Here is a 17,698-nt window from a genome sequence, read left to right on the forward strand (position 1 = left end):
CTACCCGCGGAAACGGCCTCCGACCTGCAATGATGCTGGTCGGGACGACAGGATTTGAACCTGCGACCCCTTGACCCCCAGTCAAGTGCGCTACCAAGCTGCGCCACGTCCCGGTGCTCGTTCGGTTTGGGTTTTCCCTCGCCGACCGCGCATGAAGAACAATACCGCACCTCAGGGGGTGGCCGCTGCCACCCCCTGGTGAAGATCGGGAGTCCGGCGGGAGCGGGTGGGGTGTTCGCTCGGTGGGATCGGGTGGTTGCTCAGCGTTAGTGGGGAGCCGGGAGTGGAGAGGGCGGGGCACTTGACTTGAAGTTTGGTTTAAGTTGCACGCTCGGGTTATGACCTTCATCGACGTTCACACCGCGCAGGGGTACGACGATCTTCCTCGGCTGATGAGTCTGATGACCGGGGACGAGAAGCATGGGCCGGCCGCGACCTCGACGCTTGATGTGGTCTGGGTGCTCTACGACCGGGTGCTGCGGGTCTCGCCGGAGGCGGTGGATGCTCCGGACCGGGATCGGTTTCTGCTGTCCAAGGGGCACGGGCCGATGGCGTACTACGCCGTGCTCGCCGCCAAGGGTTTTCTGCCCGAGTCGTGGCTGCCGGGGTTCGGGGCGTACGAGTCGCCGCTGGGGCACCATCCGGATCGGGTGCTCGTACCGGGTGCCGAGATCAGCAGTGGCTCGCTCGGGCATGGGTTGCCGTTGGCCGTGGGGAGTGCGCTCGGGTTGCGGGCGCAGGGGCTTTCCGGGGCGGCGGTGTGGGTGCTTGTCGGCGACGCCGAGCTGGACGAGGGCAGCAATCACGAGGCGATCGCGTATGCGGGGGCCGTCGGGCTGGAGCGGTTGCACACCGTCGTTGTCGACAATGCCTCCGCCACCCATGGCCGGCCCGGGGGCATCGCCGCGCGGTTCGAGGCCGCGGGGTGGTCCACGGCGACCGTGGACGGGCGTGATCACCAGGCGCTGTACGAGGCGTACACCGCGCCGCACCCGGGGCGGCCGCATGCCGTGGTGGCCCGGGTCGAGGCCAAGATCTGATGTGTTTCGAGGGTGAGAGGAACTGTCTTCAATGGACACCATGCGTGAGCGATTCGCCGCCACCGTCTCCCGTCTTCTCGACGACGACCCCCGGCTGGCCGTCGTGCTGGCGGAGATCGGTAAGGACGGGTTCACGGACGCGGCCCGGGCGCATCCCGACCGGGTGATCAATGTCGGCATCCGCGAGCAGTTGCTGGTCGGCGTCGGCGGTGGACTGGCCCTGACCGGGATGCGGCCGATTCTGCACACCTTCGCCAGCTTTCTGGTCGAGCGGCCCTTTGAGCAGGTCAAGCTGGACTTCGGGCACCAGGGCGTGGGCGGGGTGCTGGTGAGCGCGGCCGGTTCGTACGACTGGCCCGCGGGCGGCTACACCCATATGGCTCCCGGCGATGTGGCCCTGCTGGACACGCTCGACGGCTGGACCGTCCATGTGCCCGGCCATCCGGACGAGGCCGAGGCGCTGCTGCGGGACGCTGCCGCGGCCGGTGACGACTCGGTGTACGTCCGGCTGTCGGCACACTCCAACTCCACCCCGCGGGACATCGCCCCCGGGCGCTTCCTGACCGTACGGGAGGGGCGCGGCGGCGTGGTGATCGCGGTCGGGCCGATGCTCGACAGCGTGCTCACGGCCGCCGAGGGGCTGGATGTGACCGTGTTGTACGCCACGACGGTGCGGCCCTTTGACGCGCGGACGCTGCGGGCTACGGCAGGGGGCCGGGGCGGAGACGGGGCCGGGGCGGCAGTCGATGTGGTGCTGGTCGAGCCGTATCTCGCGGGCACCTCGACCGCCGCCGTCAACGACGCGCTCGCCGATCGCCCGCATCGGGTGCTCGGTCTCGGCATCCCCCGGCGCGAGCTGCGCCGCTACGGCACGATCGACGAGCATCTCGCGGGCCAGGGGCTGGACCCGGCGTCGTTGCGCGCGCGCATCTCCGGCTTTCTGCGCTGAGGCGGTGGTTCCCGCCGGGGCCGGCCGGGCCGGGGCCGGCCGGTGGGCTTCAGAGGTGCTTTTCCAGCCAGGTCAGCAGGTCCTGCTGGACCTCGTCCCGGTTGGTCTCGTTGAGGATCTCGTGCCGGGCCCCCTGGTATCCCTTCCAGCTCAGCTCCCGTGTGCCGCCGTAGCGGAAGTCCTCCAGGAGTTCGTAGACGAGCGTCATTCCCTGGTTGCACGGGTCCTGGGTGCCCACGGCCAGATGCACCGGCAGCGCGGCCGGGATGCGGGCCTGGTGGCGCGGGTCGTTGATCTTACGGACGCCATGGACCCAGTCCAGGGACAGCCCGGCGCTGAACGCGAAGCCGCATCGCTCGTCCGCCGCGTACGCGGCCACCTCCGCCGGGTCGCGCGACAGCCACTCGAAGCCCGTCCGGTCCTGAAGGGACTCGTAGGGGTCGTTGAACGAGGCGAAGAGGGTCGGGGTGAAGGTGGACGGGGCGGTCCGGCCCCGTTCCGCGATCTCCTGGGCGATGCCCTCCAGCGCCTCCTCGGTCTCGGTGCCCGGAAGGGAGCGGAAGGTCCCGGAGAGGATCAGCCCGGCCAACTCCTCGCCGTACTCCTGGGCGCAGTCGCGGGCCAGCATCGAACCCATGCTGTGGCCTAGCAGGAACAGCGGCGCAGGGGGGTGCGCGGCCCGGGCACGGTCGCCGATGGCGCGCAGGTCCGAGACGATCGCCCGCCAGCCGTCGCCCTCCTCGCCGACGACGCCGAAGCCGCCCGTCGACTCGGCGGTGGCTCCGTGGCCCCGGTGGTCCGAGGCGACCACCGCATAGCCGTGCGCGGCGAGGAAGCGGGCGAACCGGTCGTAGCGCCGGGCGTGTTCGGCGGCGCCGTGGGCGATCTGGACGATCGCGCGCGGGGCACCGTTCTCCGGCAGCCAGGTGTAGGTCGCGACCCGCACACCGTCGGGCGTGGGCAGATGGTCGGTGCGGTGGGTGATACCGCCGTCGGGCATGCCGTCTCATCTCCTGGTGCTCATCGATCCGGTGCTCATCGATCCGGTGCATATCGATTTGGTGCTGGTCGGTCTGGGTCTGTGCTGGTCGGTCTGCGCGAGTCGGTCCGGCGTGGACGGAAGCCCACTCTCCCTTTGCCGGGCCCGCAAGCCAAGGGCATCGACGCGCTCTTGTCCTCCGGGGCGTGGGGGGTGTAACGATCAAGGGCTTGGTACCGCGTATCGACTCCTGACCCATGCAACTCCCTTGCTCCAGGAGGACCGTTGGACACGCACGACGCTTCGCTCTCCCCCGCCTCGGCAGCCGACTCCGCAGCCGCCTCCGCAGCCGCCTCCGCCCTGTCGCGGCGGCGTTTTCTCCAGGCCGCCGCCGCGGGCACCGCCGCCGCCACCGCGGCCACACTGCCCTTCGAGACGGCCGCCGCCGCACCGGCCCGGCCGGTCTCGCTCTCCTTCACCGCCGCCACCAACGGCGCCGCGACCCTCTCCCCGTCCGGCGACCGCATGATCGCCGAGGTTCAGAACGTCCTGTGGTCGGTCGCCCGCAAGGGCGGCGAGGCCGTATCCCTCACACCGGCCGATCTGGAACCCACCCGGCCGGTCTACTCCCCCGATGGAAAGCTGCTGGCCGTCTGCGCCTACCGGGGCGGCGGATTCCATATCTGGACGCTGCGCCCCGACGGCTCTGGTTTGCGGCAGCGAACGGACGGCCCGTGGGACGACCGCGGTCCGGCCTGGTCGCCCGACGGCACCCGGATCGCCTTCGCCTCCGAGCGCGGCGGCGACCCCGTGGCGGGCAGCCCGTACCGGATCTGGGTGCTGGAGGTGGCCAGCGGTGAGCTCACCCGGCTCACGGGCGCGGACGGGCAGGACGGGCCGCTCCAGGACGGCGCCTGGGAGGACTTCGACCCCACCTGGGCCGCGGACGGCGAACGGGTGCTGTTCGTGCGCGGTGCGCTCGCCGGAACGACGCTGAACGCCCGTACGGTGGCCTCCGTACGGGCCGACGGCACCGGTCCGGTCACCGTCGAGCACACCGATCCCACCGCCGGCACCCAGGTGATGACGCCCTCCGTGTCGGCGGACGGCCATCTCGCCTATCTGCGGACCACTGCCGCTCCCGCCGCCTCCTGCACGCTGGTCGTGGCCGGGAAGCCGGTGGCGATCAAGGGAGATGTGCAGCCCGTACCGCCCCGTTGGGTGTCGCGGGACGAGCTGCTGCTCACCGTCGACGGGCGGTTCCGGGTGTGCCGGGTGTCCCCGGGGGTACGGTCCGGCGCGGCCGGAGCCGGTGCGGAATCCGACCGTAAGGGCGTCGCGTACGAGGAGATCCCCTTCTCCGCCACCCTCACCCTCGACCGGCCCCGGTATCGCGTCAAGCGGTACGACTTCGACAGTGGCGGGGCGCGGCCGGTGCGCGGGCTGCATCTGCCCGCGCTCTCTCCCGACGGCCGTAAGGTGGCCTTCGCCGCGCTCAACTCGCTCTGGGTCGCCGATGTCTCCGGCGGCCGCGCCCCCCGCCGGGTCGTACGGGCGGCCCCCACCCGGTATCTGCTGGCCCCCACCTGGACGTCCGACGGGCGCGCCCTGGTGTACGCCGACGACCGCGACGGGCTGCTGGCCGCGCGCCGCCGGGACCTCGCCTCGGGCGAGGAGACCGTGCTGGCCTCCGGGGGCAGGGTGCATCCGGCGCTCTCCCCCGACGGCAAGCGGCTCGTCAGTGTCGACATGTCGGGAAACCTGGTTCTGCGCGATCTCGACGCCGGTACGGAGCGGGTGCTCGCCGCGCCGATGGGGGCCGGCGGACTGCCCGGCCGACCGAGCTGGTCGCCCGACGGGCGCTATGTCGCCCTGTGCGATCGCAACCGGCTGAACCAGCGGTTCCGCGAGGGCTACAACCTGATCCGGGTGATCGACACCGACACCGGTACGGCCAGGCAGCATGCCGTCGCGCCGCACACCTCCCTCTCCGACCGCTATGACTCCGGACCGGTCTGGTCCCCCGATGGCCGCCATATGGCGCTCATCGTCGAGTCCGCCCTGTGGCTGCTGCCGGTAAGGGCGGACGGCACCCCCGACGGCGCAGCGCGCCGGCTGACCGACGAGGCCGCCGACCATCCCTCCTGGTCCGGCGACTCCCGCCAGGTCCTGTATCTGTCGGCGGGCCGACTGCGGCTGCTGGACGTCGAGCGCGGCACCGCCCGCACGGTCCGCGTCCCGCTGGACCACCGGCGGCCGCGCCCCGCGGACACCGTCGTGCACGCCGGACGGTTCTGGGACGGCACCGGAGGCGAGGGCGGCGGCACCGGTCGTGATGGTGACGGCCGTAAGGACGGCACGGTCCGCGAGGACGTGGACATCGTGGTGCGCGGCGGACGCATCGCGGCCGTGGAGGCGCACCGGGCCGGGCGGCCCGCGAAGCGGCGCGTCGACGCCTCCGACCGCACCGTCATCCCGGGGCTGTGGGACGCCCACACCCACCCGTGGCAGTACACCTATGGCGGCCGTCAGACGGCCTTGCAGCTCGCCTACGGCATCACCACGGCCGTTTCCCTCGGCGGCTTCGCCTATGAGCAGGCGCGCCTCAGGGAGGCCGTCGCGGCGGGCGCGCTGGCCGGGCCGCGGCTGCTGGCCACCGGCGAGCTGCTGGACGGGCCGCGCGTCGCGTACAGCATGGGCCGGGCGCACCGCACCCGGGACGGTCTGCGGCGCTCCTTGCAGCGCGGTGCCGCGCTCGACTGGGACTTCGTCAAGACGTACGTCCGCGCACCGGGATGGATCATGGAGGAGGCGGCCCGGTTCGCGCATGAGCGGCTCGGGGTGCGCACCGGCAGCCATCTGTGCTCACCGGGCATACAGCTCGGACAGGACCTGACGACGCATCTACAGGCCACCCAGCGGCTGGAGTACGGGCACGCCACGACGGCGTCCGGGCACTCCCAGCAGGACGTGGCGGAGATCTACACCGCGACCTCCGACTTCCGGCTCATCGCCACGCCGTTCACGGCCTCGCCCCTGGTGGGCGCGGACCCCTCGCTGGCGGATGACGAGCGGGTCACCCGGCTGATGCCGCCGTGGGACACCGCGCTCGTACGGCAGCTCGCCGGGACGCCCCCGACCGCGGACCAACTGACCACGCTGGGCACCGAGATCGGGGTCTACCGGCGGATTCTGGCCGAGGGCGGGGTGGTGGCCCTGGGGACGGACCAGCCGCTGGTGCCGGTGGGCCTCCATCTGCATCTGGCCCTTCGCGCGCTGCACCGGTTCGGGCTGTCGCCGCAGGAGGCGCTGCGCACGGCGACCATCCTGCCGGCGCGGGCCTTCGGCGCCGAGCGCGACCTGGGGACCCTGGAGGTCGGCAAGCTGGCGGATCTGACGGTCGTGGACGGCGATCCCTTCACCGACTTCGACTCGCTGATACGGACGGTGTCGGTGCTGCGGGGCGGGGTGCCGTACCAGCAGCGCGAACTGGTCGAGTCCTTCCCGGGGGCCGGTGCCGCGGCGGCACCCCACGGGCGGTCGGCGGATGAGTGGCTGGAGGTGGGGCGGCTGCTGCGGCGCGACTCCTGCTGCGCGGTGGAGGGCTGAGGGCGCCGGGGGTGGGGCGGGGGCTCCGGTCCCCGGCCCACCCCGCCAGGTTCCGGCACGCGGCTTCGGGGATCGGAGCCGGGGGCCGGGACGGTTACCTGGGGACGTCGATCCTGGCCAGGGAGCCCGTTTCCAGGGCGCACCACAGTGCGCCGTCGTACGGGGCGATGCCGTGCGGTTCGCAGTCGGCTCGGGGCAGGTCGTACGCCGTGATCCGGCCGTCGGTGGTAATGCGTCCGACCCCGCCGCGGCCCCATTCGGTGAACCACAGCGCCCCATCGGGGCCGTGGGTGATGGCGTGCGGCCGCGCCTCGCGGTCGGGCAGCGGGTATTCGGTGACGGTGCCGTCCACCGTGATGCGGCCGATCTGCCCCGCGCCGATCTCGGTGAACCACAGGGCGCCGTCCGGCCCCTCAGCGATGCCCACCGGCGCGGCGGCCTCGGTCGGCAGGGGGTGGACGGTCGTCAGGCCGTCCATGGTGATGCGGCCGATGGCGTTGCCCTGGTTGAGGGTGAACCACAGCGCGCCATCGGGCCCCGCCGTCAGGGCGGACGGGAAGGCTCCGGGCGCGGGGTACTCGGTGATGTCGCCGTCCATGGTGATCCGCCCGATGCGATCGGCGCCCGACAGCGTGAACCACATGGCCCCGTCCGGGCCCGCGGCGATCCCGTACGGGCCGCCGTCGGCGGTCGGCGGTGCGTAGGAGGAGGCCGTGCCGTCCACGGCGATCCGGCCGATGCGGTGGGTGCCGTACTCGGTGAACCACAGGGCGCCGTCGGGCCCTTGGGCGATCACCGTCGGCCTGGCTCCCACGGGATGGACGGTGATCCCGCCGTCCGCGTCCCTGCGGCCGATCGCGCCCTGGTGGACCAGGGTGAACCACAGGGCGCCGTCGGGGCCGCCGGTGAGCGCGTAGGGCCCCGCGTCCGGCTCGCTGACGGTGAAGACGCGGACCGGGTCGGCGAGCCACCGGCCGATCCGGTCCAGCAGCACCTCGCCCGGCTCGGACAGATGGAAGGCGTGCGGCATGTCCGCGTACTCCTCCAGGCGCACGCTCACCCCGGCGGCGTCGGCCGCCTCGGCGAAGCGGCGGGCGTCGTCCAGGAGCACCTCGTCCGTGCCGACGGCGATCAGCAGCGGTGGCAGCCCGCGCGGATCCCCGTACAGCGGCGACTGCGGGGCCTGGTCGGCGGGCGCGCCGGCCAGGTACTGGGCGCGTATGGAGCCGAGGGCGGCCCGGTTCACGACGTCCTTACCGTCGTTGGCGGCAAGCGACGCACCGGTAAGGGCGAAGTCGGTGACGGGTGAGACCACGACCGCGGCACCGGGCCGCGGACCGCCGGTCCGCCCGATCTCCAGCAGGGCGGACAGCACCAGCGTGGCCCCGGCCGACTCACCGGCGAGTACGACCTCGGCGGCGGGGACGCCCTCGTCCAGCACGCTCCGCCAGGCGGCCAGAACGTCCTCGAGCGCCGCGGGGTAGGGGTGTTCGGGCGCCAGCCGGTAGTCCACCCGCAGGGCGGGGCGTCCGGTGGCCTTCGAGAGCCGATAGGCCATCACCCGCTCGGCTTCGGGCATGGTGTGGGCGAACCCGCCGCCGTGCACATAGATCACCGCGCCGCCCTGGGCGCCGGGGGCGCGGACCCAGTCGCCGCGCACCTCGGCGTCGTCCGGGAGCGCGGCGGCGATCAGCGCGTCGGCGCGGTCGCGGACCGCTTGGACCGCCCCGGGCTCCGCGGGTACGGCGATGACGTTCAGCAAGGGTCCTCCGTCGTGAGGTGGTCCGTCGTGAGGTGATCCGTCGTGGGGTGGTCCGTCCGGACTCGCGAGGGTCGCGATCAACTCCCGTAGCGGGAATTACTATGCACGACCCGCGCGAGGGGGCCACAGCCGTCCTCAGCCGTACCCCCTCGGACGTGACCGCGCCGCCGTCAGCGCGCCGCCGTCAACGCGGCTGTGAGGACCGCGGGCGCCTCGGCCAGCGAGGGGCCGTACCAGGTGAGGTGACGGCCGCTGACCAGGGCCGCCGGGACGCCGGGGAACGCCTCGGGGCCGTCGTCGGCCGTGAAGCGGTACGGCTCGTCGGGCAGCACCACCAGATCCGCGTTCCGCGCCGTCAACTCCTCGATCGGGACGCGGGGATAGCGCTCGGGGTGCGTGCTGTAGTGGTGCCGTACGCCCAGCCGGGCCAGGACGTCACCGGCGAAGGTGTCCCGGCCCAGCACCATCCACGGACGCCGCCACACCGGTACGACGGCCTGCCGCGCCGGGCCATCGGCCCGTACGTCCGCCCAGGCGGCCTCGGCCGCGTCCAGCCAGCCGGGCCGGGCCAGTCCGCAGCCGCGCACCAGGACCCGCTCCAGCTCGGTGAACGCCTGGTCCAGGGTGCGCACTTCGGTCACCAGGACGTCGAGACCGGCGGCGCGCAGCGCGGCGAGGTCGGAGGGGCGGTTCTCCTCCTCGTTGGCGATCACGAGATCCGGTGCGAGGGCGGCGATCCGGGCGGTGTCGGGGTTCTTGGTGCCGCCGATGCGCTCCGCGGCGAGGCCGGACGGATGGGTGCACCAGTCGGTCACCCCGGCCAGCAGCTCCGGCGCGGTGGCGGCGACGGCCTCGGTGAGCGAGGGCACGAGGGACACCACGCGCCGTACGGGGATGCGAGGGCTCATCGCTCCACCGTACGACTCGCTCCACCGTACGACTCGCTCCACCGTACGGCGCGACCGGTCACGCGGTTCCGGCAACGCCGGATGCGAGCCGTAAGGCCCGCGTACGAGCCGCCCGCACCAAGGAAGCGACCGCGGCCCGGAGCAGGTGCTCCGGGCCGCGGTGTGTGCGTTATGCCTGCGGTGGGTCAGCAGACCACCTGGTGGCGGATCAGGAAGCCACCGGCGCCATCTTGTCGACGATGCCGGGGTTGGCGTCCATCCACTTCTGGACGCCCTCCTCCTCGTTGCCCTTACCGGCGTCCTGGATCGACGCCTCCAGGCTCGCGAGTTCCTTCTCGGTCATATGCCACTTCTTCAGCCACCCGTTGAACTCGGGGAACTTCTTCGGGAAGTTCTTGTTGGCGAGCGTGTGGAGCTGGTTGCTGGCCCCGAACGCCTGCTTCGGGTCGGCGAGCTTGGTCAGCTTGTACTTGCTGTAGGCCCAGTGCGGGGTCCACAGGACGACCGCGACCGGCTCCTTCTTGGCGTACGAGCGCTCGAGCTGGGCCAGCATCGCGGGCGAGGAGCCGTCACTGACGGTGTACTCCTTGTCCAGGCCATATGCCGACAGCACCTTGCTCTTGAGTATCTTCATCTCGCCGGTGCCCGGCTCGATGCCGATGATCTTCCCCTTGAAGGTGGACGACTTGCCCTTCAGGTCCGCCAGGGACTTCACGTCCTTGACGTAGGACGGCACGGCGATCTCCAGGGAGGTCTTGTCGTACCACGACCCGACGTCGACCAGGTTCTTCTTGTATCTGTCCCAGTACTGCTTCTGGGCGACCGGCAGCCAGCCGTCGAACTCGACATCGACCTGCCCGGTGCTCATTCCGGTGAACATGGAGCCGACGTCGTACTGCTTGATCGACGGCTTGTAGCCACGCCGCTCGAGGACGTTCTTCCACAGATAGGTGGTGGCGATGTCCTCGTCCCACGGGAAGTAGCCGATCTTCGGCGCGGCTCCGGCGTCCTTGCCCTTCTGGTCGGCGCCGCCGGGCACCGGGGCCAGCTTGTTGGCCATGCCCGGGTTCTTCTTGAGCCAGGCGCGCACGCCCTCCTGCTCCTTGCCCTTACCGGCGTCCTGGATGGCCGACTCCAGGCTGGTGAGCTGCTTCTCGTCCAGCTTGAAGTTCTTGATCCACTTGGCGACCTGCGGGTTGTCCTTGGAGAAGCCCTTGCGCGCCAGGGAGTCGATGCGGTCGCCCTTGCCGAAGGCGCCCTTGGGGTCCTTCAGCTTGACGAGGTCGTACTTGTCGTACGCCCAGTGCGGGGACCACAGGGTGACCGCGATCGGCTCCTTCTTGGCGTAGGAGCGGTCCAACTGGGAGAGCATGGCCGCGGTGGAGCCCTTGACCAGGGAGAAGTCCTTGTTCAGGCCGTAGCCCGGCATGACCTTGTCCTGCATCAGCTTCATCTCACCGGCACCGGGCTCGATGCCGACGATCTTCTTCTTGAAGGTGCTGGACTTCTTCTCGAGGTCCTCCAGGGTCTTGACGCCCTTGACGTACGAGGGCACCGCGACCTCCAGGGAGGTGGGTCCGTACCAGGAGCCGAGGTTCTCCAGCTTGTCCTTGTACTTCGCCCAGTACGAGGCGTGGGTGGTGGGCAGCCAGGAGTCGGTCTCGAAGTCGATGTTGCCCGCGGCCATACCGGTGTACAGCGCGCCGACGTCGTACGACTGGACCTTGGGCTTGAAGCCGCGCTGCTCCAGAAGCTCCTTCCACAGGAAGGTGGAGGCGACGCCCTCGTCCCAGTTGATGTAGCCGATGTTGACCGGCTGGCCCTTGCCGACGTTGGCGGAGACCTCGGGTCCCTTTTCGTCGTCGCCGAACATGCTCATGCCGCCGGCGACGAGTGCCAGGACGACGACGCCGACCATGGCGACGGAGGTCGCGGGGCGCCAGTGCAGCACCTTGAGACCGCTGAGCGCCTTGGCCTTCTCCTTGGCCAGCGCACGGCGGGCCAGCGGGGAGACGCGCTGGTTGAGCGCGCTGGTCATCCGGTCCAGGTACATGGCCAGGATGACGACCGCGATACCGCCCTCGAAGCCCATGGCGACGTCGACGGAGCTGATCGCCTGGAAGACGGTGGATCCCAGGCCCTCGGCGCCGACCATGCCGGCGATGACGACCATGGACAGCGCCAGCATGATCACCTGGTTGACGCCCGCCATGATGGTGGGCAGGGCCAGCGGAAGCTGGACGCGCAGGAGGGTGCGGCGCGGATGGGTGCCGAAGGCGTCGGCCGCCTCGACCAGCTCCGCATCCACCTGCCGGATGCCCAGTTCCGTCATGCGGACGCCCGGGGGCATCGAGAAGATGACGGTGGCGACGACGCCGGGGACCACCCCGAGGCCGAAGAAGAAGATGCCGGGGATCAGGTAGACGAAGGCGGGCATCGTCTGCATGAAGTCCAGCACCGGGCGGATCACGGCGCTCACCGCGCGGTTGCGCGAGGCCCAGATGCCCAGCGGCACCGCGAACACGATGGTGATCACACCGGCGACCAGCACCAGTGCGAGGGTGTTCATCGCCTCGCCCCACAACTCGATCGAGTCGATGAGGGCGAATCCCAGGAAGGCGAGCACGGCGGGCAGCAGCCCGCGCAGCCACCAGGCGAGCAGCGCCAGGATGCCCGCGAACAGCAGCGGCTCGGGGCCGCTGAGCACGGTGTTCAGCCCGTCGTACATGCCCTGGACGACGCTGGAGATGAAGTCGAAGAGCCAGCTCAGATTGTCTCGGAGCCAGTTGACGCCGGAGTTGATCCAGTCGCCGAGCTGAAGCCTAGGCACCGGTGATCACCTTCTTGGTGGCCTCGGGCGCGTCCGGGGTGTCACCGGCCGACGGCTGCGCGCCGTCGGATCCGGCGTCCGGCTCGCCGAGGACGGCGAGCAGCCGGGCGCGGGTGACGACGCCCACGAGCGCGCCGTCGTCGTCGGTGACGGCGACCGCGACGCCGCTGAGCGAACAGGGCCGGAACAGCTCGATGATCGGCGTGCTCTCGGGGACGGTGGCGGGTGCGGCCGCCAGCACGTCCTGCTCGGTGCGGAGCGTGGTGCCGTCGTCGGTCTTGCTGCCCAGGGCCTCGCTCGGTTCGGCCATGATCGCGCCGGCGGTGAGCACCCGGCTGCGGTCGACGTCCTGGGTGAAGGAGGCGACGTAGTCGTTGGCCGGGGTGACCAGGATGTCCTCGGCGGTGCCGATCTGGACGATCTTGCCGTCGCGCATCACGGCGATACGGTCGCCGAGCCGCATGGCCTCGTTCAGATCGTGGGTGATGAAGACGATGGTCTTCTTGAGCCGCTTCTGAAGCTGAAGCAACTGGTCCTGCATATCGCGCCGGATCAGCGGGTCGAGCGCGCTGAAGGACTCGTCCATCAGCAGCATGTCGGCGTCGGTGGCCAGGGCGCGGGCGAGGCCGACGCGCTGCTGCATACCGCCCGAGAGCTCATCGGGCCAGGACTTCTCCCAGCCGGCCAGGCCCACCAACTCCAGCGCCTCGGTGGCGCGCCGGATGCGCTCCTCGCGGGGCACACCCTGCACCTCGAGGCCGTAGGCGGCGTTCTCCAGCACGCTGCGGTGCGGGAAGAGGGCGAAATGCTGGAAGACCATGCTGATCTTGCGGGACCGCACCTCGCGCAGGTCCTTGGGGCTGAGCACGGTCAGGTCGTCGTCGTCGAAGAGCACGCGCCCCGCGGTCGGCTCCAGCAGCCCGTTCAGCATGCGCAGCAGCGTGGACTTACCGGATCCGGACAGACCCATGACGACGAAGATCTGACCCGCCTCGACGGTGAAGGACGCATCGATGACCGCTGCTGTCGTCCCGCTCGCGCGGAGCTCTTCACGGTCCGCGCCGCCCTCGAGCCGCGCCACCGCCTCATCGGGTCGTCTGCCGAACACCTTGTACAGGCGTTCGGCTCGCAATGTGGCCACATGTACCTCTCAGATCGCACCAAAAAACGACCCGCCACCCCCGCCGGCGGGTCGTGGAGCGGCACGGCATCGGACCGCGGACCGCCGCAATAGTTGAAGTGCTGAACGGGTTCGCTCCGGGGGCGCGCCTGCCCTGATCGGTTTGGCGTAAACCAAACGGTGATCCACATCACATTATCCCAGGGGTTCTGTCCGTCGGGTAGTGCATGATCGGGGGGTGACGCGACGCCTGATGCTCCTCGACACCGCCTCCCTCTACTTCCGGGCCTATTTCGGAGTGCCGGACTCGGTCCGGGCCCCCGACGGCACGCCGGTGAACGCCGTGCGCGGCCTCCTCGACTTCATCGCCCGGCTGGTCCAGGACCACCGCCCGGACGACCTGGTGGCCTGCATGGACTTCGACTGGCGCCCGGCCTGGCGGGTCGCGCTGATCCCCACCTACAAGGCCCACCGGGTCGCCGAGGAGGCCCCACAGGGGGCCGGGGTGGACCAGGAGGAGGTGCCGGACACCCTCTCCCCGCAGGTCCCGGTGATCGACGAGGTGCTCGACGCGATCGGCATCGCCCGGGTGGGCGCCGCGGACTACGAGGCCGACGATGTGATCGGCACGCTCACGGGCCGGGCGGGCGGCCCGGTCGACATCGTCACTGGCGACCGCGATCTGTTCCAGTTGGTGGACGACGAGCGCGGGGTGCGGGTGCTCTACCCCGTCAAGGGCGTGGGCACGCTGCAACTGGTCGACGAGTCCTACGTACGCGAGAAGTACGGGGTCGACGGCCGGGGGTATGTGGATCTGGCGCTGCTGCGCGGCGACCCCAGCGACGGGTTGCCGGGGGTGCCCGGCGTCGGCGAGAAGACCGCCGCCAAGCTGCTGGCCGCCCATGGCGACCTGGCCGGGATCATGGCCGCGGTGGACGACCCCGCCGCCAAGCTGACCCCCACCCAGCGCAAGCGGCTGGCCGAGGCGCGGCCGTATATCGAGGTCGCCCCGAAGGTGGTGCGGGTCGCCTCGGATGTGGCGCTGCCGGACTTCGACCCGGCGCTGCCGCACTCACCGCGCGACCCCGCGGCCGTGCAGGCGCTGGCACAACGGTGGGGATTGGGCGGATCTTTGCGCAGATTGCTGTCCACTCTCGAGGGATGAGCTGTTAGGTTAGGTATACCTAACTCTAATTGATCAGGGGGTTGCCATGGCGGACCGTCCGGCCCGTAAGACGCGCACGCCGCATCGCGCACAGGTGGTGCGCACCGACCGGCTGACCCCGCATATGGTGCGGGTCGTCCTGGGCGGCGACGGCCTCGCCGGCTTCCATGTGGGCGAGTGGACCGATCACTACATCAAGCTGCTCTTCCCGACCGGGGGCGCCACTTACCCCGAGCCGTTCGACTTGGAGCGGATCCGCGCCGACTTCCCGCGCGAGCAGTGGCCGGTCACCCGGACGTACACGGTCCGGGCCTGGGATCCGGCGGCCCGCGAACTGACGGTGGACTTCGTGACCCATGGCGACGAGGGACTGGCCGGGCCGTGGGCCTCCCGGGTCCAGCCGGGCGAGGAGATCCACTTCATGGGGCCGGGCGGCGCCTACGCCCCGGACGCCGAGGCCGACTGGCATCTGCTCGTGGGGGACGAGAGCGCGCTGCCCGCGATCGCCGCCGCACTGGAGCGGCTCACCGACAGCCGGGCGGGCGGCGCGGCCGAGGTGCCGGTGCACGCGTTCATCGAGGTGGCGGACGAGGCGGAGGAGCTCAAGCTCACCGTGCCCGAGGGGGCCCGGGTGAGCTGGCTGCACCGGGGCGCCGCACCGGTCGGCGAGGCGCTGGTGGCGGCCGTCCGGGGGCTGGAGTTCCCGCCCGGGCAGGTGCACGCCTTCGTCCACGGCGAGGCGGGTTTCGTGAAGGAGATCCGCCGCCATCTGCGCCTCGAGTGCCAGATCCCGCGCGAGTGGCTGTCCATCTCCGGTTACTGGCGGCGCGGCCATGACGAGGACGGCTGGCAGGCGTCGAAGCGGGAGTGGAACCAGCAGGTCGAGGCGGAGCAGGAGACGGCGGGGCCCGAGGAGGCCGCGGCGTAGGACACCGCAGCGGCGCCGTACGTACGGCGGGCGGGTGCACGGCTGATGCCGTGCACCCGCCCCCCTTTTTTTGCGGCCTACCCGCATCTCTTGCGAGGTTTACCCAGGGAGCGCGCGACGGCAGATACCGCCATCTGAGGGGCTTTTAACCCTACTTACACATGAATACCGTAATGCTCCAATTGCACCTCCCGCGGCCTTCGTTCACTCGCTTAAATCGATAACGGCGAGTTCGACAGCGCCCCGTGCTACGGCGTCGCATCGCTTTCCACCGGACGACCCGTCCCCAGGCCGCCCCTGAGGCAAGGGGCTTCACACGCCCCTCACGCCCCTCACGCCCCACCGAGGCCCCCGGGCCTACGCGGTCGCAGGCTGCGCCAGCCTTCGGCCTGCCCTCAGCGCCCTCCCCGAGAACGGCACGATCAAAGGAGAAAGATCATGGCAACCATCACAACATTGAGCGCCACTCAGGGCAAACCCGGAGATTCGATCACCATCAACGGCTCGGGGATGTCCACCACCGCCAGGGTGAACTTCGGCTCCACCCCGGTCACACCGACGACCGTCACCGCGACCACGGTCATCTTCACCGTCCCCAACTCGGCGCCGTGCTCGGGCCAGGTCTCGGTCAGCGTGACCAGCACCTCCGGCATCACCAGCAACTCATTGGCGTTCTTCCGCACCGCCATCCCAACGACCACGGGCACGAGCGTCACCTGTGTGCCAGCGGCCACGGGCGGCTCGGTCACGCTCTTCGGCTCCGGCTTCGCGGCCGGCGGGACCATCACCGTGGGCTCGGTCGGCACCGTCGCGCTCGCCGCCGGCGGCAACGACAGCCAGACCACCTTCACCGCTCCGGCCAACGCGACCCAGGCCACCTGTATCGTCCCCCAGACCATCACCGTCACCACGGCGGGTGGCACCAGCACATCGGGTACCACCCTGGTCGAGTACACCAACCCGCCTGTCCTGGCCGCCGCGACCGCGACCCCGGCGACAGGCCCCGACGGAACCACCGTCACCGTCAGCGGCGGGAGTTGCCTCGACGGCATCACCAGCGCGACCTTCACGGACTCCGGCGCCACGGTTTTCACCCCCATCGTCAGTCCCATCGACGGCACCTCGTTCACCTTCGACGTACCGGCCACCGCGGCCACGGGCGCGGCGACCCTCACGGTCACCACCTGCGGCGGTACCTCCGGCACTCTGGCGTTCACCGTCACCTGACCCGTCGGATACGACCGGGCACCGACGACAGCACCACACCACCGCCCGCTCTCCTCCCTCCGGCGCGGTGAGCGGCGACCCGCCGTGCCCTGGCCGACAGCGCGTTGGCCAGGGCACGGTCGTCCGAGAAGCACGAGAGGAGAGCATCATGGCTCCCGTAGTGACCAGCGTCAGCCCCACACAAGGCAATCCGGCCGGAGGCACCTCTGTCACGATCAACGGTTCCGGCTTCACCAACGCCAGCGCGGTCAGGTTCGGCCCCAACCTGGCCACCAATGTGGTCATCGTAAGCGATACGCAGATCACGGCCAGAACGCCCCCGGGGAGCGGCACGGTGAAGATCACGGTCACCGGCCCGATGGGGACCAGCACCCAGAACGTGTTCTTCAGCTACACGACGGTCCCGGCTCCGGTGCTCACCACGCTCAGCCCGGCCTCGGGGCCCACCAGCGGCGGCAACACCATCACCATCACCGGCACCAACCTCACCGGCGCCACCCAAGTCCTCTTCGGCCCCACCCCCGCCACCATCCTCACCAACACCCCCACCCAAATCACCGCCACCGCACCCCCAGGCACCGGCACCGCAAACGTCACCGTCACCACCCCAGGAGGCACCAGCAACCCCCTCTCCTACACCTACATCACCACCCCCGCACCCACCATCACCACCCTCAGCCCCACCTCAGGCCCCACCAGCGGCGGCAACACCATCACCATCACCGGCACCAACCTCACCGGCGCCACCCAAGTCCTCTTCGGCCCCACCCCCGCCACCATCCTCACCAACACCCCCACCCAAATCACCGCCACCGCACCCCCAGGCACCGGCACCGCAAACGTCACCGTCACCACCCCAGGAGGCACCAGCAACCCCGTCCCCTACACCTACACCGCGGTCCCGGCCCCCACCATCACCAACCTCAGCCCGCCCAACGGCCCCACCAGCGGGGGCAATACGGTCACCATCACCGGCACCAACCTCACGGGTGCCATCCAAGTCCTCTTCGGCGCCACCCCCGCCACCATCCTCACCAACACCCCCACCCACATCACCGTCACCGCTCCGGCGGGGCCGCCGTCGGTGGTGAACGTGACCGTGACCACGCCAGGGGGCATCAGCAACCCACTGTCGTACATCTATGTCGCCGCGCCGATCGTCAGCGGTGTGAGCCCGCAGT

12 protein-coding genes, 1 tRNA gene and 2 pseudogenes are annotated in these 17,698 nt (G+C 70.7%); 8 read left to right on the top strand and 7 right to left on the bottom strand.

The features are described 5' to 3' along the window. Positions 1 to 36 precede the first annotated feature (36 nt). A tRNA-Pro gene (locus KN815_RS19700) sits at positions 37 to 113 on the bottom strand. Positions 114 to 338: 225 nt separating this feature from the next. Between KN815_RS19700 and KN815_RS19705 the strand changes: the two genes are divergently transcribed. Together KN815_RS19705 and KN815_RS19710 are read left to right on the top strand one after the other, a co-directional pair. Then, complete coding sequence (locus KN815_RS19705) at positions 339 to 1,040, top strand: thiamine pyrophosphate-binding protein (RefSeq protein WP_216343260.1); 702 nt, start codon at positions 339 to 341, stop codon at positions 1,038 to 1,040. Between the two features lie 31 nt (positions 1,041 to 1,071). Further along, positions 1,072 to 1,989, top strand: a complete 918-nt coding sequence (locus KN815_RS19710; protein ID WP_216343261.1) for a transketolase family protein — start codon at positions 1,072 to 1,074, stop codon at positions 1,987 to 1,989. A 49-nt stretch (positions 1,990 to 2,038) separates the two neighbouring features. Here KN815_RS19710 and KN815_RS19715 read toward each other — a convergent pair whose 3' ends face one another. Beyond that, positions 2,039 to 2,989 (bottom strand): alpha/beta fold hydrolase, encoded by a 951-nt coding sequence (locus tag KN815_RS19715; RefSeq protein WP_216343262.1) that lies wholly within the window; start codon positions 2,987 to 2,989, stop codon positions 2,039 to 2,041. Positions 2,990 to 3,253: 264 nt separating this feature from the next. Between KN815_RS19715 and KN815_RS19720 the strand changes: the two genes are divergently transcribed. Beyond that, entirely contained in the window at positions 3,254 to 6,577 is a 3,324-nt protein-coding gene (locus KN815_RS19720; RefSeq protein ID WP_372458402.1) for an amidohydrolase family protein, read from the top strand. 94 nt (positions 6,578 to 6,671) lie between these two features. Here the strand turns inward: KN815_RS19720 and KN815_RS50515 are convergent, their stop codons facing one another. The 5 genes and pseudogenes from KN815_RS50515 to KN815_RS19740 form a co-directional block, all read right to left on the bottom strand. After that, on the bottom strand, positions 6,672 to 7,568 hold the full coding sequence (locus KN815_RS50515) for a Vgb family protein (RefSeq protein WP_253209096.1): 897 nt from the start codon (positions 7,566 to 7,568) through the stop codon (positions 6,672 to 6,674). Between the two features lie 33 nt (positions 7,569 to 7,601). Then, a pseudogene (locus tag KN815_RS50520) lies at positions 7,602 to 8,237 on the bottom strand (alpha/beta hydrolase); the annotation flags it as partial. Positions 8,238 to 8,509: 272 nt separating this feature from the next. Continuing rightward, positions 8,510 to 9,247 carry a helical backbone metal receptor gene (locus KN815_RS19730; RefSeq protein ID WP_216343264.1) on the bottom strand — a complete coding sequence of 246 codons (738 nt, stop codon included), beginning with the start codon at positions 9,245 to 9,247 and terminating at the stop codon, positions 8,510 to 8,512. A 208-nt stretch (positions 9,248 to 9,455) separates the two neighbouring features. Then, entirely contained in the window at positions 9,456 to 12,077 is a 2,622-nt protein-coding gene (locus tag KN815_RS19735) for an ABC transporter permease/substrate binding protein (RefSeq protein WP_216343265.1), read from the bottom strand. Continuing rightward, on the bottom strand, positions 12,070 to 13,218 hold the full coding sequence (locus KN815_RS19740; RefSeq protein ID WP_216343266.1) for a quaternary amine ABC transporter ATP-binding protein: 1,149 nt from the start codon (positions 13,216 to 13,218) through the stop codon (positions 12,070 to 12,072). The genes KN815_RS19735 and KN815_RS19740 overlap by 8 nt, the downstream gene beginning before the upstream one ends. 232 nt (positions 13,219 to 13,450) lie before the next feature. On the opposite strand from KN815_RS19740, the gene KN815_RS19745 reads away from it, so the two are divergent. The 5 genes and pseudogenes from KN815_RS19745 to KN815_RS19760 all read left to right on the top strand — a co-directional run. Further along, complete coding sequence (locus KN815_RS19745; protein ID WP_216343271.1) at positions 13,451 to 14,362, top strand: 5'-3' exonuclease; 912 nt, start codon at positions 13,451 to 13,453, stop codon at positions 14,360 to 14,362. Positions 14,363 to 14,408: 46 nt separating this feature from the next. Beyond that, positions 14,409 to 15,290: a siderophore-interacting protein gene (locus tag KN815_RS19750; protein ID WP_216343267.1), complete on the top strand. Its 882-nt coding sequence runs from the start codon at positions 14,409 to 14,411 to the stop codon at positions 15,288 to 15,290. A 438-nt stretch (positions 15,291 to 15,728) separates the two neighbouring features. Next, a pseudogene (locus KN815_RS52200) lies at positions 15,729 to 15,905 on the top strand (IPT/TIG domain-containing protein); the annotation flags it as partial. 105 nt (positions 15,906 to 16,010) lie between these two features. Then, entirely contained in the window at positions 16,011 to 16,517 is a 507-nt protein-coding gene (locus KN815_RS50530; protein ID WP_253209095.1) for a hypothetical protein, read from the top strand. 148 nt (positions 16,518 to 16,665) lie between these two features. After that, on the top strand, positions 16,666 to 17,698 hold a 1,033-nt coding region (locus KN815_RS19760), incomplete at its 3' end, for an IPT/TIG domain-containing protein (RefSeq protein ID WP_216343269.1).

This window comes from Streptomyces niphimycinicus (genome assembly GCF_018883605.1).
Taxonomy (GTDB): domain Bacteria; phylum Actinomycetota; class Actinomycetes; order Streptomycetales; family Streptomycetaceae; genus Streptomyces; species Streptomyces niphimycinicus.